The 23101-nt window shown below is 69.3% G+C and carries 18 protein-coding genes and 1 pseudogene; 11 read left to right on the forward strand and 8 right to left on the reverse strand.

All coding sequences use genetic code 11. The annotated features are described in order from the left end of the window. Window positions 1-509: pseudogene (locus tag STRTUCAR8_RS50385) on the forward strand (PhoX family protein); the annotation flags it as partial. 21 nt (window positions 510-530) lie between these two features. Here the strand turns inward: STRTUCAR8_RS50385 and STRTUCAR8_RS29035 are convergent. Then, window positions 531-1469, reverse strand: coding sequence for an intradiol ring-cleavage dioxygenase (locus STRTUCAR8_RS29035; protein WP_006379680.1), 939 nt, complete (start codon window positions 1467-1469; stop codon window positions 531-533). Between the two features lie 133 nt (window positions 1470-1602). Next, the gene (gene aspS, locus STRTUCAR8_RS29040) at window positions 1603-3366 is read right to left on the reverse strand and encodes an aspartate--tRNA ligase (protein WP_006379671.1); all 1764 of its coding nucleotides are present in this window, start codon (window positions 3364-3366) and stop codon (window positions 1603-1605) included. Window positions 3367-3610: 244 nt separating this feature from the next. Between aspS and STRTUCAR8_RS29045 the strand changes: the two genes are divergently transcribed. The 3 genes from STRTUCAR8_RS29045 (at window position 3611) to STRTUCAR8_RS29055 (ending at window position 8282) form a co-directional block, all read left to right on the forward strand. Further along, complete coding sequence (locus tag STRTUCAR8_RS29045) at window positions 3611-5848, forward strand: ATP-binding SpoIIE family protein phosphatase (RefSeq protein WP_006379673.1); 2238 nt, start codon at window positions 3611-3613, stop codon at window positions 5846-5848. Window positions 5849-5892: 44 nt separating this feature from the next. After that, window positions 5893-7302, forward strand: a complete 1410-nt coding sequence (locus tag STRTUCAR8_RS29050) for a cytochrome P450 (RefSeq protein WP_006379667.1) — start codon at window positions 5893-5895, stop codon at window positions 7300-7302. Between the two features lie 86 nt (window positions 7303-7388). Further along, window positions 7389-8282 carry a BRO-N domain-containing protein gene (locus STRTUCAR8_RS29055; RefSeq protein WP_006379677.1) on the forward strand — a complete coding sequence of 298 codons (894 nt, stop codon included), beginning with the start codon at window positions 7389-7391 and terminating at the stop codon, window positions 8280-8282. A 100-nt stretch (window positions 8283-8382) separates the two neighbouring features. Here STRTUCAR8_RS29055 and STRTUCAR8_RS29060 read toward each other — a convergent pair whose 3' ends face one another. The 3 genes from STRTUCAR8_RS29060 to STRTUCAR8_RS29070 form a co-directional block, all read right to left on the reverse strand. After that, window positions 8383-9354 (reverse strand): pirin family protein, encoded by a 972-nt coding sequence (locus STRTUCAR8_RS29060; protein WP_006379674.1) that lies wholly within the window; start codon window positions 9352-9354, stop codon window positions 8383-8385. Between the two features lie 124 nt (window positions 9355-9478). Next, window positions 9479-11692 (reverse strand): YncE family protein, encoded by a 2214-nt coding sequence (locus STRTUCAR8_RS29065; RefSeq protein ID WP_006379672.1) that lies wholly within the window; start codon window positions 11690-11692, stop codon window positions 9479-9481. Between the two features lie 203 nt (window positions 11693-11895). After that, window positions 11896-12366, reverse strand: coding sequence for an SseB family protein (locus STRTUCAR8_RS29070; RefSeq protein WP_006379676.1), 471 nt, complete (start codon window positions 12364-12366; stop codon window positions 11896-11898). A gap of 169 nt (window positions 12367-12535) precedes the next feature. On the opposite strand from STRTUCAR8_RS29070, the gene STRTUCAR8_RS29075 reads away from it, so the two are divergent. The 5 genes from STRTUCAR8_RS29075 (at window position 12536) to STRTUCAR8_RS29095 (ending at window position 17851) form a co-directional block, all read left to right on the forward strand. Then, window positions 12536-13408 (forward strand): intradiol ring-cleavage dioxygenase, encoded by an 873-nt coding sequence (locus tag STRTUCAR8_RS29075; RefSeq protein WP_006379666.1) that lies wholly within the window; start codon window positions 12536-12538, stop codon window positions 13406-13408. A gap of 162 nt (window positions 13409-13570) precedes the next feature. Continuing rightward, a complete protein-coding gene (locus tag STRTUCAR8_RS29080; protein ID WP_044473086.1) occupies window positions 13571-15397 on the forward strand; it encodes an acyl-CoA dehydrogenase in 1827 nt (608 codons plus the stop codon). 266 nt (window positions 15398-15663) lie between these two features. Next, a complete protein-coding gene (locus STRTUCAR8_RS29085; protein ID WP_006379679.1) occupies window positions 15664-16962 on the forward strand; it encodes a M18 family aminopeptidase in 1299 nt (432 codons plus the stop codon). Window positions 16963-17072: 110 nt separating this feature from the next. Continuing rightward, on the forward strand, window positions 17073-17291 hold the full coding sequence (locus STRTUCAR8_RS29090) for a DUF6458 family protein (RefSeq protein WP_006379665.1): 219 nt from the start codon (window positions 17073-17075) through the stop codon (window positions 17289-17291). A gap of 65 nt (window positions 17292-17356) precedes the next feature. Continuing rightward, window positions 17357-17851 (forward strand): LURP-one-related/scramblase family protein, encoded by a 495-nt coding sequence (locus tag STRTUCAR8_RS29095; protein ID WP_006379682.1) that lies wholly within the window; start codon window positions 17357-17359, stop codon window positions 17849-17851. 52 nt (window positions 17852-17903) lie between these two features. On the opposite strand, the gene STRTUCAR8_RS29100 is transcribed toward STRTUCAR8_RS29095, so the two are convergent. Further along, window positions 17904-18701, reverse strand: coding sequence for a carbon-nitrogen family hydrolase (locus STRTUCAR8_RS29100; protein ID WP_006379668.1), 798 nt, complete (start codon window positions 18699-18701; stop codon window positions 17904-17906). A 225-nt stretch (window positions 18702-18926) separates the two neighbouring features. On the opposite strand from STRTUCAR8_RS29100, the gene STRTUCAR8_RS29105 reads away from it, so the two are divergent. After that, window positions 18927-19751: a maleylpyruvate isomerase family mycothiol-dependent enzyme gene (locus STRTUCAR8_RS29105; RefSeq protein ID WP_006379675.1), complete on the forward strand. Its 825-nt coding sequence runs from the start codon at window positions 18927-18929 to the stop codon at window positions 19749-19751. Window positions 19752-19876: 125 nt separating this feature from the next. On the opposite strand, the gene STRTUCAR8_RS29110 is transcribed toward STRTUCAR8_RS29105, so the two are convergent. Beyond that, on the reverse strand, window positions 19877-21205 hold the full coding sequence (locus STRTUCAR8_RS29110) for an MFS transporter (RefSeq protein ID WP_006379678.1): 1329 nt from the start codon (window positions 21203-21205) through the stop codon (window positions 19877-19879). Further along, window positions 21202-21864: a GntR family transcriptional regulator gene (locus tag STRTUCAR8_RS29115; protein WP_044473087.1), complete on the reverse strand. Its 663-nt coding sequence runs from the start codon at window positions 21862-21864 to the stop codon at window positions 21202-21204. The genes STRTUCAR8_RS29110 and STRTUCAR8_RS29115 overlap by 4 nt, the downstream gene beginning before the upstream one ends. A gap of 310 nt (window positions 21865-22174) precedes the next feature. On the opposite strand from STRTUCAR8_RS29115, the gene STRTUCAR8_RS29120 reads away from it, so the two are divergent. Continuing rightward, entirely contained in the window at window positions 22175-23080 is a 906-nt protein-coding gene (locus STRTUCAR8_RS29120; RefSeq protein ID WP_044473089.1) for a D-alanyl-D-alanine carboxypeptidase family protein, read from the forward strand. Window positions 23081-23101: the final 21 nt, after the last annotated feature.

Raw genomic sequence — 23101 nt, forward strand, 5'->3', positions numbered from 1 at the left:
TCCCCCTCCACGGGAACCAGCAGCTCCTGGTCGCCAACCACGAGTACACCGACGAGATCTTGATGTTCCGCGGCTACGACCCCGCCAACCCGACCCGCGAGCAGGTCGAGGTCGCCTGGGCCGCGCACGGGCTGTCCGCCGTCGTGGTCGAGGGCGACCGGCGTACCGGCAGGCTCACCCCCGTATTCCGCCACCCGCTCAACCGCCGTGTCACCGCCACCACCGAGTTCCGGATCACCGGGCCGGCCGCCGGGTCGGATCTCCTCAGGACCTCCACCGATCCGACCGGGCGGAAGGCTCTCGGCACGCTCAACAACTGCTCCGGGGGGACCACGCCGTGGGGGACGACCCTGCACGGTGAGGAGAACTTCAACCAGTACTTCGCCAACGCCTCCCGGGACACCGACAAGCGGTACGGCATCGGTACCGGCGCCACCGAGCGCAAGTGGGAGCGGTTCGACAAGCGGTTCGACGTCGCCCAGGAGCCCAACGAGGTTCACAGGTTCGGCCCGCCCCATTCCATACGTGAATCAATTACTGTCGTGCGTCTCGTCCGGCGCCACACCCATCGTCAGCTCGGCGTGCACCCCGCGCCCGATGTCCCGTTTCCTGTACTTCAGCCGCAGCAGCCCGCCCTCGGCGCCGTTGTCCGGGTAGATCCCGTCCTGGTCGAGGGTCGTACGAGGGGCCGTGTTCGTCGAGTACGGCGCCACCTCCGCCGAGAGCAGCACCGACTCCTCGTCGAAGAACAGCTGACCCGTGTGGCAGGTGTGCCCGCCCTCGTAGCCGGCGTCGGTCCAGGTGCCGTCCACGTGCACCTTGACGTGGATGTGGACGCAACGGCCCCGGTACCAGCCCGGGAACACCGTCCGGAAGGTGACCTGGCCGTGCCGGTCCGTCCGCCACGTACCGCGCAGATAGCGCTCGTCGTCGGTCGGCTCCTGATGGCCACCGGGCCCGCCGGGACCGCCCGACGGGGGCGGACCTGTGGGTACGTCCGTCGGCGTGCCGGACGGCGGGGTGTCGCCGCCCCCGCCACCGCCGCCCCCGTTGCCCATGTCCTCGTACCCGGAGTAGATGCCGAGCGCCGAGCAGTGCCAGATGTCGACGGCCGCGTTCCGCACCGGCCCGCAGGTCTCGGTGTCGATCGCCTTGAGCCTGAGGGTGAGGGGGATACCCTCCTCGTCCTCGGTGATGTCCTGGCGGAGCTTGTCCGCGTCGATGTAGTACGGGCCCTCGGTGGTCTCCGTGGTCAGCAGATAGCAGGCCTCGGGGGTACCGGAGGGAGTCCCGGTGGGGGTGTCGGAGGGCAGGCTTCCGGCGCCGTACGGCGCGCCCATGCCCTCCGGTGTTCCCTGCGCGGACGCCAGCCCGGCGCCCAGTGCCACCGCGGTGGCCGTGACCGCCGTGGCGCCACCGGCGACGACGACTCTGCGGCGCGTGAATTCTTCCTGGGGGGTCTCTGTCATGGCCCCGGAGATTATGAACGCGACCTGTCAGAGAGCTGTGATTTCCCGTGTTTCCTGAGCACCACATAAGAATGGCTCGGAATCGCCGCCGATTCCGAGCCACCCCTACAACAAGCGCAATTGCCTGCCGAATTTACTTCGGCTGCGGCTTCCGCACCGAGATGTGCAGCTCCCGGAGCCGCGTCTCCTCCAGCTCCGTCGGTGCGCCCATCATCAGGTCCTGGGCGTTGCCGTTGAGCGGGAACGCGATCGTCTCGCGGATGTTCGGCTCGTCGGCGAGGAGCATGACGATGCGGTCCACGCCGGGGGCGATGCCACCGTGCGGAGGGGCGCCGAAGCGCAGCGCGCGGAGCATGCCGGCGAACTCGCGCTCGACGGTCTCCTCGTCGTAGCCCGCGATGCCGAACGCCTTCAGCATGATGTCGGGCTCGTGGTTGCGGATGGCGCCGGAGGACAGCTCCGTACCGTTGCAGACGATGTCGTACTGCCAGGCCAGGATGTCCAGCGGGTCCTGGGTCTCCAGGGCCTCCATGCCGCCCTGGGGCATCGAGAACGGGTTGTGCGAGAAGTCGATCTTCCCGGTCTCCTCGTCCTTCTCGAACATCGGGAAGTCGACGATCCAGCAGAACCGGAAGACGTCCTCCTCGAAGTGACCGGCGCGCTTGGCGGCCTCGACGCGCACCGCGCCCATGATCTTCGAGACCTCGTCGAACTCGCCCGCGCCGAAGAACACGGCGTGCCCGGCGGCCAGGGAGAGCCGCTTGGTCAGCTCGGCGACGTTCTCCTCGGTGAGGAACTTCGCGATCGGACCGGACAGCGAACCGTCTTCCGTGACCCGCACCCAGGCCAGGCCCTTCGCGCCCAGCGTTACGGCGAAGTCGCCGAGCTGGTCGAAGAACTTCCGGGACTGCGAGGCCACGTCCGGCACCGGCAGGGCGCGCACGTGCTTGCCCGCGAAGGCCTTGAACTCCGAGCCCTCGAAGACGTCGGTGATGTCGACCAGCTCCAGCTGGGCGCGCAGGTCCGGCTTGTCGGAGCCGTACTTCAGCATCGCCTCGCGGAACGGGATGCGCGGGAAGGGCGAAGTGACCTCACGGCCCTTGCCGAACTCGGTGAACAGCTCGGTCATCAGCCGCTCGATCGGCTGGAAGACGTCCTCCTGCTCGACGAAGCTCATCTCGACGTCGAGCTGGTAGAACTCGCCCGGCGAACGGTCCGCGCGCGCGTCCTCGTCACGGAAACAGGGTGCGATCTGGAAGTAGCGGTCGAACCCGGAGATCATCAGCAGCTGCTTGAACTGCTGAGGGGCCTGCGGCAGCGCGTAGAACCGGCCCGGGTTGAGACGGGACGGGACGACGAAGTCGCGGGCGCCTTCCGGGGAGGTCGCCGTCAGGATCGGCGTGGCCATCTCGTTGAAGCCCAGCGCGGTCATCTTGTGACGGATCGCCGAGATGACAGCCGTACGCAGCATGATGTTGCGGTGCATGCGCTCGCGGCGCAGGTCCAGGAAGCGGTACTCCAGGCGCCGCTCCTCGTTGACCCCGTCCTCGGCGTTGATCGTGAAGGGCAGCGGCTGGGCGGCGCCGAGCAGCTCCACCTCGCCGACCTCGACCTCGACCTCACCCGTGGGCAGCTCGGGGTTGATGTTCTCCGCGCCGCGCGAGACGACCTTGCCGTCGACGCGGACCGTCGACTCCTTGGAGACCTTGTCGAGGGCCTCGTAGGCGGGCGTGCCGGGGCGGGCGACGAGCTGCGTGATGCCGTGGTGATCGCGCAGGTCGATGAAGAGGATGCCGCCCAGGTCGCGCCGATTGTGCAGCCAGCCGCTCAGCCGGACGTCGCTGCCGACGTCAGAGGCGCGGAGCTCGCCGCAGGTGTGGGACCTGTACCGATGCATCGTCGTTCATCCAGCCTTCGCGGATCGGGGATCAGGGATCGAGGCCGGTGTTTCACGTGAAACACCGAAACCTCCGAAAACACAGACCCAAGGGTACCGGCCGCCCTGAGACCACTTCCCCGCAATTGTTCGGGCGCGCGGCCGGGCCCGCCGCCCGTACGACCGCGGCCCGCGCGGGGCTCATACAGGTTGGCCGGTACAGCTTGGGTGGCACGCTGCGATCACCTCTCCATAAAGTAGGTCAATGCGCACTGGTGAGCCCCTGCCCGCCGTGGGGGACGTCCTGGTCGCCCTCGCAACCGGCCTGTGGCATTGGGACACAGCAACACAACTGGTCACACTCGACGCCGAGGCGGCCCGCCTGCTCGGCCTGCCCGCCGAACCGACCACCCTCACGGAGGCCGCGACCCGGGCCCGCCTCCACCCGGTCGACTGGAACGAGATCACCGGCGTCATCCAGCTCGCCGTGGCCGAGGACAGCATCGCCGAGATCCGGGTGCGGGTCATGGACGAGCAGGGCCGGGTGATCCGTACCGCACGCAGCCGCGCGAAGCCGACCTTCGACCTCGACCGCAAGGCGTACGACGTGATGGGCACCCTCCAGGAGGTCACCGAGCCTCCGCCGGGCGCCGCCGCACGCACCCCGGTCACCGGTGACTGGCGCCGCTCCCGCGAGGCGTTCCTGCTGGACGCGGGCCGGGCACTGGCCGAGGCGCGGTCCACGGAGGAGGTGCTGCGGGTCGCGGCCGGTCTGTCGATGCCGGGCTTCTCACCGGACGGCCTCGCCGTCTTCGGCGTCCAGGGCGACCGGCTCACCGTCGTCGGCCACCACGGCCAGCGCCCCGGCGACGAGCGCCCCTTCTCCCACATGCCCCTGGAGACCGACTATCCGGCCGCCGAGGTGGTCCGCACCGGCCGAGCGGTCTACCTCTCCTCCCCCGAGGCCTACAAGATCCGGTATCCCACCGCCTGGCCTCTCGCCCAGGTGTTCGACCGTCAGTCCTGGGCGTTCCTGCCCCTGACCGTCGCAGGCCGCACGATGGGCGCCTGGATGGCGGGCTTCGCCTACCCGGTCAGCTTCACCCCCGACGAACGCTCCGTCCTGACGACGGTCGCCCGCATGCTCGCCCAGGCCCTCTCCCGGGCCGGTGTGGCCGAGTCGGAACGCGAACTGACCGACGGTCTCCAGCGGTCCATGCTGCCGACCCTCGGCCCCGAGATACCCGGCATGGACGTCGCCGCCCGCTACATACCGACCGGCGGCGGCCTCCAGGTCGGCGGCGACTGGTACGACATGATCCCGCTGCCCGGCGGCGGACGCTTCGCCCTCGTCATCGGCGACGTCCAGGGCCACGACGTCCGCGCCGCCGGTCTGATGGGCCAGCTGCGGATAGCGCTGCGCGCCTACGCCTCCGAGGGCCACCGCCCCGACGCGGTCCTCTCCCGCGCGTCCCGTTTTCTGCACGGCATCACCCACAACGCCGTCCGCGACGGCGACAGCGCGGGCGCGGGGGGCGACCTGCGCTTCGCGACCTGCCTGTACGTCGAGGTCGACCCCACGACCGGCGTCCTGGAGATCGCCCGCGCCGGCCACCCGGACCCGGCGATCCGTATGGCGGACGGCACGGTACTCGCCCGCCCGACCGCGGGCGGCCTGCCCCTGGGCATCGACCCGGACGCCGATTACCCCACCACCCTCCTGGCCCTGGAACCGGGCGAGACCATGCTCCTGTGCACCGACGGCCTGATCGAGACCGGCGGCCACGACCTGGAGACGGGCTGGCAGCGCATCCGCAGGACGCTGGAGGAACACAAGGGAGAGATCAAGGGCGACGGTCTGGAGGAACTGGCCGACTCGCTGGTCCAGGCCGTGCACGGCCCCTCCTCCCACCACACCACGGGCCCGCTGGCCGACCGCCGCGAGGACGACATAGCGCTGCTGCTCCTGAGCCGCCCCGGCGAATGCGCCACCGACGGCACGCTGCCGCCGGTGCCACGCCCCACCGTCCGGCGCACCATGCTGACGATCGCCCAGGCGGAACCCGAGCGTGTCGCCGTCGCCCGCCAGCAGCTGCGCGAACAGCTCCACGACTGGCCCTGCCCCGACCAGGTCGACTCGGCGGTCCTGCTGATCTCGGAGACGGCCACCAACGTCCTGGTCCACACGGACGCCGACGCCCTGGTCGTCGCCGAGGTCACGGGCGCCCCCGGCGAGCGCCGCATCCGCGTCGAGGTCACGGACGTCAGCGACGACCTCCCGCACAAACGCCGCCCGGGCGAACTGGCCTCGTCGGGCCGGGGCCTGATGCTGATCGAGATGCTCGCGGACGCATGGGGGGTCGACCCCCGCGGCGAGGGCAAGAGCATCTGGTTCGAGCTGTACGAGAGGGTTCAGGAGAAGAAGGACGAGAAAGAGGAGCGGGAGGAGACGGAGAAGCAGGAGAGCGAGAAGCAGGAAAGGGAGAGGCAGGAAAGGGAGTAGGCAAAGGCACTCCCCGGAGGCCGCGAAAAGCGGATGATACGGCCATGGCCGTCACGCGCACCGCCCGCGCCCGCAGGACCGCACCCGGGGCCCCCAACACCCCCGCTCCCGTCCCCGGCCCCACCGGCCGCCCCCTCCTGGGCTCCGCCCTCGACCTCCGCAGGGACCCGCTCGGCACCTTCGTCCGCGCCCAGCGGGAGTACGGCGACGTGATCCGCATGGCCGCCGGCCCACCCGGCCTCCGTACGGTCATGTACTGCGTGTTCTCCCCCGAGGGCGCCCAGCAGGTCCTCGCCACGCGGGCCGCCGACTTCCGCAAGGACAACGTCTTCTACGAGGAGATCCGGCAGACCGCGGGCAACGGCCTCCTCACCAGCCAGGACGACGACTACCTCCGCCAACGCCGCCTGATCCAGCCCCTGTTCACCAAGAAGCGGGTCGACGGCTACGCCACGACCATCACCCGCGAGGCCGAGGCGACAGCGGAACGCTGGCGGAACCGACCCGAGGTGGACGTCGTACGGGAGATGGACCGGCTGGCGCTGCGGACGGTCACCCGGGTGCTGTTCGGCGCGGATGTCGAGGCCGCGGTGGACGTCGTCCACGCCAACTTCCCGGTCATCAGCGCGTACATCACGGGGCGGGCCTACTCCCCCTTGAGGCTCCCGCGCACCTGGCCCACCCCGTCCAACAGACGGGCACAGGCGGCGACCCGGGAGGTCTACGAGGTCTGCGACAGGATCATCGCGACGCGCCGGAGCGACGGAACCGGGACCGACGACCAGGGCGACGACCTGCTCTCCCTTCTCTCCGGGGCGCAGAACGACGAGGACGGCAGCCTCGACGCCACCGAACTCCGCGACCAGGTCCTGGTGTTCCTGCTGGCGGGCCACGAAACGACCGCGACGTCACTGGCCTTCGCCCTCCGCCTCCTGGCCCGCCACCCCGAGGTGCGGGCCCGGGCCCACGCGGAGATCGACGCGCTGCCCCCGGGGGAGCCGTACACGGCGGCGACCGTGGACCGACTCCCGTATCTGACCAGGATCCTGAAGGAGACGATGCGGCTGTATCCGGCCGCTCCCCTGATGGGCAGGCGGGCGGTGGCGGACACGGAGATCGACGGCCACGTCGTCCCGGCGGGCGCGGACGTCCTGATCTCGCCCTGGGTCACCCACCGCCACCCGGCCCACTGGGACGACCCCGACCGCTTCGACCCGGACCGCTTCACCCCCGACCAGGAATCCGCCCGCCACCGCTACGCATGGCTCCCCTTCGGCGGCGGCCCGCGAGCGTGCATCGGCCGCCACTTCTCGATGCTGGAGTCGGTCCTGGCCCTGGCGGTACTGCTCCGCGAGTACGACGTCGAGTCCCCGGCCACGGAGATGCCAGTGACGGCGGCGGTCACACTGCAGGCGGTGGGGGAGGGCCGGGTGGGAGTGCGGGCGCGGAGGTGACGCATCAGCACAACGAGTGAACATCATTGCTTCAAACACGAGTTGCACTCCCACCTGCCTATTTTCGGAGGCGGAGGTGATGCTCGATGTACGAGCAGAACAACAACCCGCCGTCGAACGAGTCGGCGGCACAGCGGGACGCGATCGAGATCAGTGACTTCGTGTACGCGGCGACAGGTGCGCGGGTACGGAGGCTGACGATGCCGGACGGCGCTCACTGGTTCCCGGCCGTCGACGTGTGCAAGAACCTGGGATACGCACACGTCGGCTCCGCTCTGCGGAACGTCGCCGACGCGACCAACTTCGCCAGTGTCGAGAGTGTGCTCCTGAGGCACTGTCTCAGCGTTCCCGCAGGTCGGGAGTGGCGACGAGACATGAACGTCGTCAACCTTCAGGGCCTGATCCTGTTGGTCAACGGCTGCACGAAGGCGGCGGCACAGCCCTTCAAGACCTGGGTCTCCGAAGTCATCGTCGCCATCCAGCGCGACGGCTCCTACACCCTCGAACCGGCTCCCCTGCAGCCCGCTGCCACCGGCGGCACCGCCTACGTCATGCCGCAGCAGGTCGCCGATGCCCTCGTCGCACTCGAACAGCGCAGCATCCGGACGGACGATCTGCTGCGCCAGATCAACGACAACGGGAAGGTGATGGTGGATGTACTGCGGGACATCGCCCAGACCCTGCGACGCCCCGACGACCGCACCCGGCCCGTCCAGGCACCGGAGCTGACGCCCGAGCAGCTTCTGACCAACTGGAGGTCCAGGAACCTCGCCGTCACCGAGGACGTCCACACGGTCGCCGCCCACCTGGCCCCGGCACTGCTCCACGGCGGCGCCGACTACAGCGTGGAGGAGATCGCCGTCTGCACCGGGCTGACACCCGACCGCGTCGGCAACGCCCTGGAGTTGCTGTCCGAGCACGGGTGTGTGCGTCAGGTGGGCCGCGCTCCGGACGGCGCGCCGTTCTACGTGCTGCCGTAGCCCAGTAACCCTGTAGCCCTGTAGGCAAGACAGGGCCCGAAGTCGCAAAACCAAGTTGCGACTTCGGGCCCGACTCGTACAGTACTGAACTTTCGAAGGTCTACAGGCCACCCTCGGACATTCCGTGAACCGCCGGGACAGTCCCCAGCCGGCCCTTCTGGAAGTCCTCGAACGCCTGCTCAAGCTCCGCCCTCGTGTTCATCACGAAGGGACCGTAGTGGGCCATCGGCTCACGGATCGGCTGGCCGCCGAGCAGGACGACCTCCAGGTCCGGGGTGTTCGCGTCCTGCAGTTCGTCCGCGCGGACCGTGATCGACGAACCCGCGCCGAAGACCGCCGTCTGCCCCTTGTGCACCGCCCGCCGGTCCGGGCCGACGCTTCCGCGCCCGGCGAGGACGTACGCGAGGCCGTTGAAGTCCTCCCGCCAGGGGAGGGTGACCTCCGCGCCCGGGGCCACCGTGGCGTGGACCAGGCTGATCGGGGTGTGGGTGATGCCGGGGCCCTGGTGACCGTCCAGCTCGCCGGCGATGACGCGCAGGAGCGCACCGCCGTCGTGGGACGTGAGCAGCTGGACCTGGCCACCTCGGATGTCCTGGTAGCGCGGGGCCATCATCTTGTCCCTGGCCGGGAGGTTCACCCACAGCTGGATGCCGTGGAAGAGCCCGCCGGACACGACCAGCGACTCCGGCGGCGCCTCGATGTGGAGGAGACCGGAACCTGCCGTCATCCACTGGGTGTCACCGTTGGTGATGGTGCCGCCGCCACCCTGGCTGTCCTGGTGGTCGAAGATCCCGTCGATGATGTAGGTGACGGTCTCGAAGCCTCGGTGGGGGTGCCAGGGGGTGCCCTTCGGCTCACCCGGCGCGTACTCCACCTCGCCCATCTGGTCCATCATGATGAACGGGTCGAGGTGCTTGTAGGCGATCCCGGCGAACGCCCGGCGCACCGGGAATCCCTCACCCTCGAAACCGCTCGGCGCGGTCGTCACGGTGAGCACGGGACGCGCCACGGCGTCGGCCGAAGCGGCCACACGGGGCAGGGTCAGCGGGTTCTCGACGGTCACTGCAGGCATGTCGGGACCTCCTTGTGCGGCCAGTTTAGTTGATTATTGAACTTCCTGCTACCCCTAACAGAGAAGGCCCGGAGGGCATTCCCTCCGGGCCTTCACAGCCGACCAGGGATCGGCCGGGGGCTGGCTAGTTGCTGAAGTACAGGTACTTCCAGGATCCGTACGTCGTCGAGTTCACGTTGTCGCCGGAGGCGCCGTCGACGTAGGTCGACCGCACCCGGGCTCGGATGCCCGACTCACCGGGCGCCAGAAGCTCCACCGCCGACTTGCCGTTCGTGGCGAGCGAGAAGTACTCGGAGTCGCCCGAGTACCACGTGCCCTCGAAGTAGACCTGGAAGTCGAAGCGCTGCTGGCGGCCCGTGTAGTAGGGCATCGTGGTCGTCAGCACCGGGTTGGTGTTCTTGTGGAACCAGTAGTACGAGGTCGAGCCGATCTTGGCCGTCTTGTAGTGCCGGGACACGGCCGTGGAGATCCGCACCCGCGCGTTCGACGTGACCTTGACCGTCTTCGGCGCGAAGCGGGCGTCGCCCTTGTAGACCGCGGTGACGTTCGTGTCGCGGGTCATGTCGACGATCGCGGAGAGATTTCCGGCGGAGTTGACCTTGCCGGTCTTGACCAGCCGCTTCGGCTTGTCGCTGCCGTGCGGGTCGGCCCAGATCTCGACCGTGCGGTTCTTGTAGGTCCGGCCCAGGTGCGCGGTGAACCTGACGTCGGTGCCGTAGTCGTAGAGCTTCTTGTTGTTGTTCAGCGTCAACGTCGCCGCCGCGCGGGAGACCGCGACCTTGTCGGAGACGGTGACCGGCGCGTGCGTGGCGTCACCGGCGTACGCCACCTTGTAGGTGACCGTGCCGCCGACCGGCGGGGTGTTGGTGAAGGAGTAGGTGCCGTTCGCCTTCACCGTGACCGACGGCAGCGCCCTGCCGTTCGGGGTCTCCAGGTCGGTGCGGGTGACACTCAGCCTGACGCCGGCCGGCAGCGCGACCGTCGCCGACAGCTTCCCGGAGACCGTGAGCTTCTTGGCGCGGGTGGCGTTCGACGGCGCGTTCACCGTCAGGGTCGGGACGTTCTTCGTCGGGTCGGTGAGCGCCTTGAGGGTGTAACCGGTGCCGGTCCCGACCAGGGCGAAGACCCGCGAGGAGTCCGGCGCCCAGGCCAGGTCCGCGGTGCCGTACGCGCCCATCGTGTACGTACGGAGCGGCCTCGTGGCGTTCGGCCGGTAGACGGCCACCTTGGAGCCGCTGACCTGGGCCACCAGGCCGTTCGGGGCGATGTCGGCGCTCTGACCACCCGGATAGGCGCCCGTCTTGGTGAACGTGCCGTTCGCGTAGGTGTTGCGGTCCGTGCCGTCGGTCAGCACCTGCGGGGCACCGGGTACGAGGTCGAGGTCGCCGATCCCGTTGTTCAACTCGTAGCTGCGGTCGTGGTACCCGACCAGCTGGGGCGTCGGTCCGGAGACGTCCACGACGGCGAGTGTCGCCGAGGAGTCGCCGATCTCACCGAGGGCGAGCAGACCCGGCGCCGCCGTGCTCGCGTCGAGGAGTGCCTGGCCCCAGAAGCCGAGGGGGCCCTCGGGGAACTGCTCCATCGACACCGGGCCGTCCGCGACCCCGGCTGCCAGAACCTCGGCGGAGGTCCCGACGGACGGGTCGGAGGAGCCGGACGAGGAGTCGGCCGAGGTCTCCGGGGACGGGGTGGGCGACGTGGGCTCGTCCGACGGATCGGGCGACGGCTCCGTACTCGGGTCCGTACTCGGCTCCGCGCTCGGGTCGTCGGACGGGTCCGGCGCGGGCGAGGTCGGCGGCTGGGACGGCGGTGCTGTCGGCTCGCCGGACGTCGGCGTCGGGGTCGCGGTCGGCGACGTGTCCGGGAGCGGGTCCGGGGTCCCGGTCCAGTTCGGGTCGACCGAGCCCAGGTCGCCGTCCCACTGGTCGCCGTAGCTGAACCAGAGCTTGCCGCCGGTGAAGGCGAGGTGACGCGGGCCGGTGTCGGTGGGAATCGAGTAGCGGACCTTGATGTCCAGGGTGGCCGGGTCGAGCGCCACGATCTGGTGCCGCGCGGGCAGGGACGCGTACAGGGTGCGGCCGTCGTCGGACAGTGCCAGGTCGGAGACCGAACCGAGGCCGCCGGCGGTGTCGACGACGGTGCCCGCGTAGTTCGCCGCCACGACACGGCCGTTGCCGCTGTCGCCGAGGAAGACCCGCTTCAGGGCCGCGTCCGCGACGATGCCCCCGGGCGCCTGCACGGTGGCCACGGCGGCCGAGGCCGGGCCGGTGACGGCGACGCTCAGCGCCACCGAACTGAAGAGAACCGCGAGCGCCGTCGCGGTCGAAGTGCTGCGCATACGCACAGTAGTGAACCCCCCACAAGGAACCCGGAATCACCGGGAGCTGAGAGCGCCGCGCGACACCCAGGCACGACCGCCGGAAGCGGTGGCCAGTGGGGCGCGGCTGCCAGGAGGAACCCTATGGCATGCCTGTGACAATCGCGTGGGGATTTCCGCCGCCCGCGGAAGCACCGGGCAACGAGGGAACGAGGGGTCGCCCCTCAGCCGTACATCCTGCGCATCGCGAACTCCACCATCTGCTCGACCGCCTTCGCGTCGAACACCATGCGGTGCTCGCCCTCCATGTCCACGACGAAGCCGTACCCGGTGGGCAGCAGGTCGATGACCTCGGCGCCCGTGATCACGAAGTACTTGGACTCCTTGCCGGCGTACCGGCGCAGTTCCTTCAGGGAGGTGAACATCGGGATCACCGGCTGCTGGGTGTTGTGCAGCGCCAGGAAGCCGGGGTTGTCGCCGCGCGGGCAGTACACCTTCGACGTGGCGAAGACCTGCTGGAAGTCCTCCGCCGACATCGAGCCCGTCGTGAAAGCGCGCACCGCGTCCGCGAGGGACGGCGGGGACGGCTCGGGGTACAGCGGCGGCTGCTGGCCGTACCCGCCGGGCATCTGCTGCTGCGGCTGGGCGTACTGCTGCGCTGCACCCCCATCGCCGTGCTGGCCATATCCATACATGGGCGCAAGAGTACCGAGAGCGCGGCGGGGCCGTCCCCCCGCTTCCGTCCCCGCGCTTCCGTCCCCGCGCCGTGGGCCACCCCGTACCGTCGACTTCGGCAAAGAAACCATCAGACAGTGGCAAGGTCCGGGCAATGGCCGGCGGATGCCAGCACAAAAGGAGACGGCCTTGAACGGATCGGCAACAGGCCACGGGCATCCCGACCAGGGCCACGGGCACGAGGACCACGAGCACGACAGAGGCCTCTCCTACGATCTTCCCGTCCTCGCCCGCCGCCGGATGATCCGACTGCTGGCCGGCACGAGCCTCGTGCCGCTGGTGGGGTGCTCCACCGACGACAAGGCGGCCTCCTCGCCCTCCACGTCCACCGCCGCCTCCTCGTCAGCCACGTCCCCGTCCTCGTCCACCGAGTGCGCGACCATCCCGGACGAGACGGCCGGCCCCTACCCGGGCGACGGTTCGAACGGGGTGAACGTGCTCAAGGAGAGCGGAGTCGTCCGCAGCGACATCACGTCCAGCTTCGGCGACTCGGCGGGCGGCAGGGCCGAGGGCGTGCCGCTCACGGTCACGCTCACCGTCGTCGACGCGGCCTCCGGCTGCGGCACCCCGAAAGCGGGCGCCGCCGTCTACCTCTGGCAGTGCGACCGCTCCGGCGACTACTCCCTCTACACGGCGGGCGTCACCGACGAGAACTACCTGCGGGGCATCCAGGAGACCGACGCCAAGGGCCAGGTCACCTTCAAGAGCATCTTCCCGGGCTGTTACCCGGGCCGCTGGCCGCACATCCACTTCGAGGTCTACGGCAGTCTGGCGGACGCCACCGCGGCCACCTCCATCACCAGCACCTCGCAGCTGGCGATCCCGAAGGACGTCTGCGACACGGTGTACGCGACGGACGGGTACAGCAGCAGCGTGGAGAACCTGGCGCGGCTCTCCCTGGAGACCGACATGGTCTTCAGTGACGGCTACGACCAGCAGATGGCGGCCCTGACAGGCAGCGTAGAGAAGGGCTACACGGCCACTCTCGCCGTCCCGGTCTAGACCATTCGCCCGGCCTTTGGCGCGTTCCGCGTCACAGATGACCGATTGGGGTTGCGCCTTATTACCGACGGGTAGCATCATCGTGGAAGCTTGCTACTAGTCGGTATACGAACAAGGCGCGAGGAGCCAGTGCCTCGCCGATCTCTCTACGGAGCCGTCGCCATGGGGCACTACAAGTCGAATCTCCGCGACATCGAGTTCAACCTCTTCGAGGTCCTCGGGCGCGACAAGCTGTACGGCACGGGTCCGTTCGCGGAGATGGACGCGGACACCGCCAGGAGCATCCTCGAGGAGATGACGCGCCTCGCGGAGAACGAGCTGGCGGAGTCCTTCACGGACGGCGACCGCACCCCGCCGGTCTTCGACCCCGAGACGAACACCGCGCCGGTCCCGGCGTCCTTCAAGAAGAGCTACAAGGCCTTCATGGAGTCGGAGTACTGGCGCCTCGGCCTGCCCGAGGAGATCGGCGGCACCACCGCGCCGCGCTCCCTGATCTGGTCCTACGCGGAGCTGCTGCTCGGCGCGAACCCGGCCGTGTGGATGTACGCCTCCGGCCCGGCGTTCGCCGGCATCCTCTTCGACGAGGGCAACGACGTACAGAAGAAGATCGCCCAGATCGCGGTCGACAAGACCTGGGGCTCCACCATGGTCCTCACCGAGCCGGACGCCGGCTCGGACGTGGGCGCCGGCCGCACGAAGGCGGTCCAGCAGGACGACGGCTCCTGGCACATCGAGGGCGTGAAGCGGTTCATCACCTCCGGTGAGCACGACATGGAGGAGAACATCCTCCACTACGTCCTCGCGCGCCCGGAGGGCCACGGCCCCGGCACCAAGGGCCTGTCCCTCTTCCTCGTACCGAAGTTCCTCTTCGACTTCGAGACCGGCGAGCTCGGCGAGCGCAACGGCGTGTACGCGACGAACGTCGAGCACAAGATGGGCCTCAAGGCCTCCAACACCTGCGAGATGACCTTCGGCGACCGCCACCCGGCCAAGGGCTGGCTGATCGGTGACAAGCACGACGGCATCCGCCAGATGTTCCGGATCATCGAGTTCGCCCGCATGATGGTCGGCACGAAGGCCATCTCGACGCTCTCGACCGGCTACCTCAACGCCCTGGAGTACGCCAAGGAGCGCGTCCAGGGTCCGGATCTCGCCAACTTCATGGACAAGACGGCGCCCAAGGTCACCATCACGCACCACCCGGACGTCCGCCGCTCGCTGATCACGCAGAAGGCGTACGCCGAGGGCATGCGCGCCCTGGTGCTCTACACGGCCTCCGTCCAGGACGAGATCCAGGTCAAGGAGGCGGCGGGCGAGGACAGCGCCGCTCTGGAGGCCCTCAACGACCTCCTGCTCCCGATCGTGAAGGGCTACGGCTCCGAGAAGGGCTACGAGCAGCTCGCCCAGTCGCTCCAGACCTTCGGCGGCTCCGGGTTCCTCCAGGAGTACCCGATCGAGCAGTACATCCGCGACGCCAAGATCGACACCCTGTACGAGGGCACGACCGCGATCCAGGGCCAGGACTACTTCTTCCGGAAGATCGTCCGCAACCAGGGCGCGGCCCTCAACTCCCTCGCCGAGGACATCAAGAAGTTCCTCGCGCCGGGCACGGGCGGCGAGGACCTGGCGGTGGCCCGCGAGCAGCTGGCCAAGGCGGCCGTCGAGCTGGAGGCGATCGTCGGCCTGATGCTGACGGACCTCGCGGCGACCGAGCAGGACGTCAAGAACATCTACAAGGTGGGCCTCAACACCACCCGCCTGCTGATGGCCTCGGGCGACGTCGTCGTCGGCTACCTGCTCCTCAAGGGCGCCGCCGTGGCCGCCGAGAAGCTGCCGACGGCGTCGGCGAAGGACATCCCCTTCTACACGGGCAAGATCGCGGCGGCGAAGTTCTTCGCGGCCAACGTCCTCCCCGGCGTCACCGGCGCCCGCAAGCTCGCGGCCGGCGTCGACCTCGACGTGATGGAGCTGGACGAAGCGGCTTTCTGAGCGCACCCCGGGCGCACCCGGCTCCCGCACGCACCGCTCCCACACATACGGCGCACCAGGCACACAGCAGGCCAAGTTCGGCGGCCCGCACCCGGATCACCTTCCGGGGCGGGTCGCCGTACTGCTGAACCGGGACACACCCACACGGTCCGTCCGGTGTCCGGAAACTGACTCCCGAGCCAGTTGTCCGGCCTTCACATCCCCGTTACGAGAGCCCGCTCACCATCCCAGGGAGCGGGCCCTGTTACGTCGTTAAGGTGAACCCCATGAGCGCACCCCACCGCTTCGACCGCGGCCACACCGACGACTTGATGTCCTTCCTGGCGGCAAGTCCGTCGCCGTACCACGCCGTGGCGAACACCGCCCAGCGGCTGGAGAAGGCGGGCTTCCGCCAGGTCGCCGAGACGGACTCCTGGGACGGGACGAGCGGCGGCAAGTACGTGCTGCGCGGCGGCGCGATCGTGGCCTGGTACGTCCCCGAGGGCGCCGCGCCGCACACCCCCTTCCGGATCGTCGGCGCCCACACCGACTCCCCCAACCTGCGCGTCAAGCCGGTGCCCGACCTCGGCGGACACGGCTGGCGCCAGGTCGCCGTGGAGATCTACGGCGGACCGCTGCTCAACTCCTGGCTCGACCGCGACCTGGGCCTCGCCGGCCGCCTCACCCTGCGGGACGGCACCACACGTCTGGTGGACGTCGACCGGCCCCTTCTGCGAGTCCCCCAGCTCGCCATCCACCTCGACCGTGCCGTGAACACCGACGGTCTGAAGCTCGACAAGCAGCGCCATCTGCAGCCGATCTGGGGCATGTCGGACGACGTCCGCGAGGGTGACCTGATCGCCTTCGTCGAAGAGGAGTGCGGGCTCGCGCCGGGCGAGGTCACGGGCTGGGACCTGATGGCCCACTCCGTCGAACCGCCCGCCTACCTGGGCCGCGACCGGGAGCTGGTCGCCGGGCCGCGCATGGACAACCTCCTGTCCGTACACGCCGCCACGGCGGCCCTGGCAGCCGTGTCCACCGGCTCCGGGCAGCTTCCGTACATCCCGGTCCTCGCGGCCTTCGACCACGAGGAGAACGGTTCGCAGAGCGACACCGGCGCGGACGGCCCGCTCCTCGGCAGCGTTCTGGAGCGTTCGGTGTTCGCGCGCGGAGGGGTGTACGAGGACCGGGCGAGGGCGTTCGCGGGCACCGTCTGCCTCTCCTCCGACACGGGCCACGCCGTCCACCCCAACTACGCGGAGCGGCACGACCCGACGCACCACCCGCGCGTCAACGGCGGCCCCATCCTCAAGGTCAACGTCAACAACCGCTATGCCACGGACGGTTCGGGCCGCGCGGTCTGGGCGGCCACCTGCGAAAAGGCCGGCGTCCCGTTCCAGAACTTCGTCTCCAACAACTCCATGCCCTGCGGCACGACGATCGGTCCGATCACCGCCGCGCGGCACGGCATCAAGACGGTCGACATCGGTGTGGCGATCCTGTCGATGCACAGCGCACGGGAGTTGTGCGGCGCCGACGACCCGCACCTGCTCGCCAACGCCCTGGTCGCCTTCCTGGAGGGCTAGGACCACTCCGGTCACGCGAACACGCATACCTGTCCCGGCTCCGGGCACCCGGACACTCCGGAACACCCGGAACCTCCGGAACGACCGGACCCGACAGGGAGGCAACACTCATGAGCCTCGGCGGATGCATCATCCTCATCGCCGTGGGAGCCATCCTCACCTTCGCGACCGACTGGGAGATGGAGGGGGTCAACCTCGACCTGGTCGGCGTCATCCTGATGATCGTCGGGCTGATCGGCGCCCTCGCCTTCCGCAGTGTCGCGCGTCGCAGGCGGGTAGTGGTACCGCCCTCGACGACCGTGATCGACGACGACCGCTACCACGGCTGAACCGGCATCGGCCCATCGGCGTACCGGCGGCTTCCCGGGCGCCGCTGCGGGGAAGCGGTGAGTGCATGAGATTCCTCGTGCGCGACCGGCTGCTCGGCTTCGGCGACGACTACTGGATCGAGAACCAGCACGGCCACAAGGTGTACCTCGTCGACGGCAAGGCGATGCGGCTGCGGGACACCTTCGAACTGAAGGACACGCAGGGGCAGGTGCTGATCGACATCCACCAGAAGATGTTCGCCCTGCGGGACACCATGGTGATCGAACGGGCCGGTGACCAGCTGGCGACGATCAGACGCAAACGCCTGTCCCTGCTGCGCAACCACTACCGGGTGACGCTGGTGGACGGCACGGAACTGGACGTCAGCGGGAAGATCCTGGACCGGGAGTTCGCGGTCGACCACGACGGTGAACTCCTCGCCCAGATCTCCCGCCGCTGGCTGCACGTCCGCGAGACCTACGGGGTCGACGTCGTCCGGGAGGACGCCGATCCGGCGCTCCTGATCGCGGTGGCGGTCTGCGTGATCCACCTGGCGGAGAAGGAGCGGTCGGACGACTGAAAACCGCAGGGCCGCGGGGGAGTTCGGGCGACCGGCCGCCCCCGCGCCCGTGTCAGGGGCGACGCGGGACGGCGACCCCGAGCACCCGGTCCTTCAGTGCGGGGAACTGCTCCCGTGTCTCCCCCACCTTCGCGGGGTCGAACTCGACCCGCAGGATCTCCTCGGCGTCACCCGCCTCAGCCAGCACCTCGCCCCAGGGATCGACCACGATCGAGTGACCGGCCTGCGGAACTCCCGCATGGGTTCCGGCCGTTCCACAGGCAAGGACGTACGCCTGGTTCTCGACCGCCCGCGCCTGGGCCAGGAGCGTCCAGTGGGCGCGCCGCCGTTCCGGCCAGCCCGCCGAGACGACGAGGGTCTCCGCGCCCTCGTCGACAAGGCCGCGGAAGAGCTCGGGGAAACGGAGGTCGTAGCAGGTGGCAAGCCCGATGATCGTCTCAGGGAGACGGACGGCGGCCAGTTCCTCGCCCGCCCCCATCAGCACGGCCTCGCCCTTGTCGAAGCCGAAACGATGAATCTTGCGGTAGACGGCGGCCAGGTCGCCGGCGGGGGAGAAGACGAGGGAGGTGTTGTACAGCGGGCCCTCGGGGTCGCGTTCCGGGATCGAGCCCGCGTGCAGCCACACGCCCGCGTCGCTCGCCGCCTTGGCCATCGCCTCGTACGTCGGGCCGTCCAGCGGCTCGGCCTCCGTCGCGAACCGCTCGTACGCGAAAGCCCCGGTCGTCCACAGCTCGGGCAGCACGACGAGGTCGGCACCGGACTCGTCCCGCACCAGGGAGGCCACGCGCCTTCTGCGCGATTCGACCGATTCGCCCTCTTCTACACCGATCTGGATGAGCGAGGCGCGCACACTACCACCGTCCTGACATTCGAGCCGTTCACACGGGCCTACGATCGTCACACGAAAGCACTGCCGGGGTGCCTCACAGCAGCGTAACTTAACGTTCCAAGACACCCGCTGACAGCTACCCGCCCGCGCCTTCGTACCGCCGAAAACGCCGACAACGCCGTCGACACCCGCCGTCATCCGCCGTCACCACTGCCCGCGTACCGACCGCCCGAGGGGTCCCGTTCCGTGAGTCTGCATCCCACTCTCCAGCCCTACGCCGACGCCTGGACCCACTCCATCGACGCGATATCCGAGCTGGTGTCACCGCTCGTGGAGGGCGAGTGGAACCGCCGGACCCCATGCCCGGGCTGGTCGGTCCGTGACGTGGTCTCCCATGTCATCGGCATGGAGTGCGAGATGCTCGGCGACCCGCGTCCCATCCACACCCTCCCGCGCGACCTCTACCACGTCACCAACGAGCAGCAGCGCTACACGGAGATGCAGGTCGACGTACGGCGGCACCACACGGCCCCCGAGATGACGTCCGAGCTGGAGTACACGGTCATCCGCCGCAACCGCCAGCTGCGCAACGAGACCCGGGAACCGGGAGCGATCATCCGTGGCCTCCACGGCCGGGAGACCGCCCTCGTGGACGCCATGCGCGTGCGGGCGTTCGACGTATGGGTGCACGAACAGGACCTGCGTACCGCCCTCGGCCGGCCCGGCAACCTCGACTCGCCCGGCGCGCACATCGTGCGGGACGTACTCCTCGGCATGCTGCCGAAGGTCGTCGCCAAGGACGCGGGGGCACCGCGCAGTTCGGCGATCGTCTTCGACGTGCACGGTCCCATCGAGTTCCTGCGCACGATCCGCGTCGACATCAACGGCCGCGGCACCCTGGAGACCTCCCCGGCCCTCGGCCCCGCCGCCACCTTCGCCCTCGACTGGGAGACCTACTTCCGCCTCGCCTGCGGCCGGGTGACCCCGGAGGCCGCGGCCGACCGCATCAAGACGGAGGGCGACCCGGGCCTCACGGCAGCGATCCTGCGCCACTTCGCGGTGACGCCCTGAGGGTTCTCTTCACGCCGGTCGGCACAATTCAGCCCGTCCGGCGTTTGAGGAGAGGCCCCTTCAGGGCCGATAGCGGGGGCCTGGGGGCGGCAGCCCCCAGAAACGCCCGCACAAGCACGCGGCACCTACACAGGAACGTGCACTGAAGTCACCCTGCTGGCAACGACTCGCTCCCGCTCCCGCAGTGCCGCCCGCTTCCGCAACCGCAGGATCTGGCTGACGCCGACTCCCTGCAGCAGGAACACGAACGAGAACGCGACCGTGTAGTTGTCCCCGGTCATGTCGAGCAGCACACCGACCGCGAACAGCGTCGTCATCGAGGCGACGAACCCGCCCATGTTGGTGATCCCGGATGCCGTGCCCTGGCGCTCGGGCGGGTTGGCGGGGCGGGCGAAGTCGAAGCCGAGCATCGACGCGGGCCCGCAGGCACCCAGCACCGCGCACAGCACCACGAGCAGCCACATCGGGTCGTGGCCGGCGCCGGACAGCGCCGGGTAGGCGAGTGCCACCGCCCACGTCACCGCCGTGACGCCCACCGTGCCCAGCGCCAGCGGCAGCCGCGCCGTGTGGTGCCGGGCGACGATCTGGCCGTACACCAGGCCGATCACCATGTTCGACAGCACCACCAGCGTCAGCAGCTCCCCCGCCGTGGCCCGCGACAGCCCCTGCCCCTCGACGAGGAACGGCAGGCCCCACAGCAGCAGGAACACCATCGCCGGGAACTGCGTGGTGAAGTGCACCCACAGGCCGAGCCGCGTCCCCGGCTCGCGCCACGAGGCGACGATCTGCCGACGGACGTACGCGGCCCCCTGATGCGGGAACGGCTCCGGCTCGTGCCCTTCCGGGTGATCCCTGAGGAACAGCAGCATCAGCACGAGGACCACCACACCCGCGACCGAGCTGCCCGCGAAGGCCGCCGTCCATCCGACGCCGTGCAGCAGCCGCGCGATGACGAGCGTCGAGACGAGGTTGCCCGCCATCCCGGCCAGTCCCGCCAGCTGCGCGATCATCGGCCCGCGCCGCGCCGGGAACCACCGGGACCCGAGCCGCAGCACGCTGATGAACGTCATCGCGTCCCCGCACCCGAGCAGCGCGCGGGAGGCGAGGGCCATGCCGTACGAGGGGGAGAACGCGAAGCCCAGCTGTCCGGCTGTGAAGAGGACGGCCCCGATGGCCAGCACCTTCTTCGTGCCGAGCCGGTCGACGAGCAGTCCGACCGGGATCTGCATGCCCGCGTAGACGAGGAGCTGGAGGATCGAGAAGGTCGACAGGGCGGAGGCGCCCACATGGAAGCGGTCGGCGGCGTCGAGCCCGGCCACCCCGAGGGACGTACGGAAGATGACGGCGACGAAGTACACGGAGACGCCGACGGACCAGACGAGCACGGCGCGACGGCCGCCGGGAGGATCGCCAGGCACGCCGGAACCGGCGCCGCCGAGAGGCTTGGTGCTCATCGGACGTCGCCCCGGGCCAGGTTGGAGAACCAGTTGACGTGCCGGTGCACGATCGCGACCGCCGCCTCCGGGTCGTCCGAGCGCAGCGCGTCGAGGATCTCCTGGTGCTCGGTGAGCGTCTTGTTGATGCGGTCGGGGTGGGCGTGCATGAAGGCGACGCCCATCCTCAGCTGCCGGTCGCGCAGTTGGTCGTAGAGCCGGGAGAGGATCTCGTTGCCCCCACTGCGGACGATCTCGGCGTGGAAGCACCGGTCGGTCACGGCGGCGCCCGCGAGGTCTCCTGCGGCGGCCTGCTCGCGCTGGCTGTCGAGGAGCTCGGTGAGCCGGGCGATGAGCTGCGGCGAGGCGGGCACCGCCTTGCGGATGGCGTGCTCCTCGACCAGCTGCCGGGTCTCGACGACGTCCGCGATCTCCTGCGCGGAGACCGGCAGGACCAGCGCGCCCTTCTTCGGGTAGAGCTTGATCAGTCCCTCGGCCTCCAGCCGCAGCAGCGCCTCGCGCACGGGCGTGCGCGACACTCCTACGGCCTCGGCCAGTTCGCCTTCGGTGAGCAGCGTCCCGCCCTCGTAACGGCGGTCCAGGACGCCCTCTTTGACATGGGCGTAGACGCGGTCGGCGGCGGGAGGTTGCTTCACGTGCTGCACGGCCAGGCTGCTCATGCCGACAGCATAGATACAACACGTACGCATGAAGGTGCCCGTCCGCCATATGGACCGACCCCCGAACCGATCCCCGCCCGGGGCGTGACGTCGCCGCGCGGACAACAGTTCAACTTTCTGAAGGGGCGCGGGAACCACGCCCGGCCATACGGCGTCCCTCGGAAAGGGAAAATCGGGGAACCCGCCTCAGCACGCGCACAACCTACTGTGCTAGTTACGAGTCACACGAGAGCGGCGTTTCGCCTACTCGGCCAACTCGGCCGCTCTCCAGGGGCATTCGGACGATTCAGACGTAATCGGGGTATTGAAGTTGATAACCGGCATCCAGGGCATCCGTTTTCGTAGAGCCGCAGCCGTGGTGGTCACCACCGGCGCCGTGCTCGCGACCGGAGCGCTCACCGCGGCGCCCGCACAAGCCGCTGTGGCCGTTCCGACGATCGTCGCCAAGGGCGGCTATCTGATGAACAACGCCAATGGCACCACCCTGTACGGCAAGGCAGCCGACACCAAGCTGTCCACCGGTTCCACCACGAAGATCATGACGGCGAAGGTCGTGCTGGCCCAGGCGAACCTGAACCTCAACGCCAAGGTCACCATCCAGAAGGCGTACAGCGACTACATCGTCGCCAACACCGCCTCCTCGGCCGGTCTGATCGTCGGCGACAAGGTCACGGTCCGCCAGCTGCTCTACGGGCTGATGCTGCCGTCGGGCTGCGACGCCGCGTACGCGCTCGCCGACAAGTTCGGCACCGGCACGACGCGTGCCGCCCGCGTGAAGTCGTTCATCGGCAAGATGAACAGCACGGCCCGCAGCCTCGGCATGACGAACACCAAGTTCGACAGCTTCGACGGCATCGGCAACGGCGCGAACTACTCGACGCCGCGCGACCTGACGAAGCTCGCCAGCAACACCATGAAGAGCGGCGCCTTCAAGGCCATAGTGAAGACGCAGAACTTCAAGGAGAAGGTCACCACCTCGAACGGCGGCACCCGCTGGATGAGCTGGGAGAACACCAACAAGCCGCTGCTGTCCGGCTACGCCGGCACCATCGGCATCAAGACGGGCTCCGGCCCGCAGGCCAAGTACTGCCTGGTCTTCGCGGCCACCCGCAACGGCAAGACGGTCATCGGCACGGTCCTCGCCTCCACGTCGGTCGCCAACCGCACGGCGGACGCGAAGAAGCTGATGAACTACGGCTTCGCGCGCCTGGGCTGACACCCACGCACCAAGAAGGGG

This window comes from Streptomyces turgidiscabies Car8 (assembly GCF_000331005.1).
Lineage (GTDB): Bacteria > Actinomycetota > Actinomycetes > Streptomycetales > Streptomycetaceae > Streptomyces > Streptomyces turgidiscabies.

What these genes read in the sequence shown, in the direction of transcription:
- STRTUCAR8_RS29045 (WP_006379673.1), top strand. Translation starts at nt 3,611, where the DNA reads ATGCGCACTGGTGAGCCCCTGCCCGCCGTGGGGGACGTCCTGGTCGCC.
- STRTUCAR8_RS29085 (WP_006379679.1), top strand. Translation starts at nt 15,664, where the DNA reads ATGAGCGCACCCCACCGCTTCGACCGCGGCCACACCGACGACTTGATG.
- STRTUCAR8_RS29090 (WP_006379665.1), top strand. Translation starts at nt 17,073, where the DNA reads ATGAGCCTCGGCGGATGCATCATCCTCATCGCCGTGGGAGCCATCCTC.
- STRTUCAR8_RS29035 (WP_006379680.1), bottom strand. Translation starts at nt 1,469, where the DNA reads ATGACAGAGACCCCCCAGGAAGAATTCACGCGCCGCAGAGTCGTCGTC.
- STRTUCAR8_RS29050 (WP_006379667.1), top strand. Translation starts at nt 5,893, where the DNA reads ATGGCCGTCACGCGCACCGCCCGCGCCCGCAGGACCGCACCCGGGGCC.
- STRTUCAR8_RS29070 (WP_006379676.1), bottom strand. Translation starts at nt 12,366, where the DNA reads ATGTATGGATATGGCCAGCACGGCGATGGGGGTGCAGCGCAGCAGTAC.
- STRTUCAR8_RS29060 (WP_006379674.1), bottom strand. Translation starts at nt 9,354, where the DNA reads ATGCCTGCAGTGACCGTCGAGAACCCGCTGACCCTGCCCCGTGTGGCC.
- STRTUCAR8_RS29115 (WP_044473087.1), bottom strand. Translation starts at nt 21,864, where the DNA reads ATGAGCAGCCTGGCCGTGCAGCACGTGAAGCAACCTCCCGCCGCCGAC.
- STRTUCAR8_RS29095 (WP_006379682.1), top strand. Translation starts at nt 17,357, where the DNA reads ATGAGATTCCTCGTGCGCGACCGGCTGCTCGGCTTCGGCGACGACTAC.
- STRTUCAR8_RS29080 (WP_044473086.1), top strand. Translation starts at nt 13,571, where the DNA reads ATGGGGCACTACAAGTCGAATCTCCGCGACATCGAGTTCAACCTCTTC.
- STRTUCAR8_RS29055 (WP_006379677.1), top strand. Translation starts at nt 7,389, where the DNA reads ATGTACGAGCAGAACAACAACCCGCCGTCGAACGAGTCGGCGGCACAG.
- aspS (WP_006379671.1), bottom strand. Translation starts at nt 3,366, where the DNA reads ATGCATCGGTACAGGTCCCACACCTGCGGCGAGCTCCGCGCCTCTGAC.
- STRTUCAR8_RS29065 (WP_006379672.1), bottom strand. Translation starts at nt 11,692, where the DNA reads ATGCGCAGCACTTCGACCGCGACGGCGCTCGCGGTTCTCTTCAGTTCG.
- STRTUCAR8_RS29110 (WP_006379678.1), bottom strand. Translation starts at nt 21,205, where the DNA reads ATGAGCACCAAGCCTCTCGGCGGCGCCGGTTCCGGCGTGCCTGGCGAT.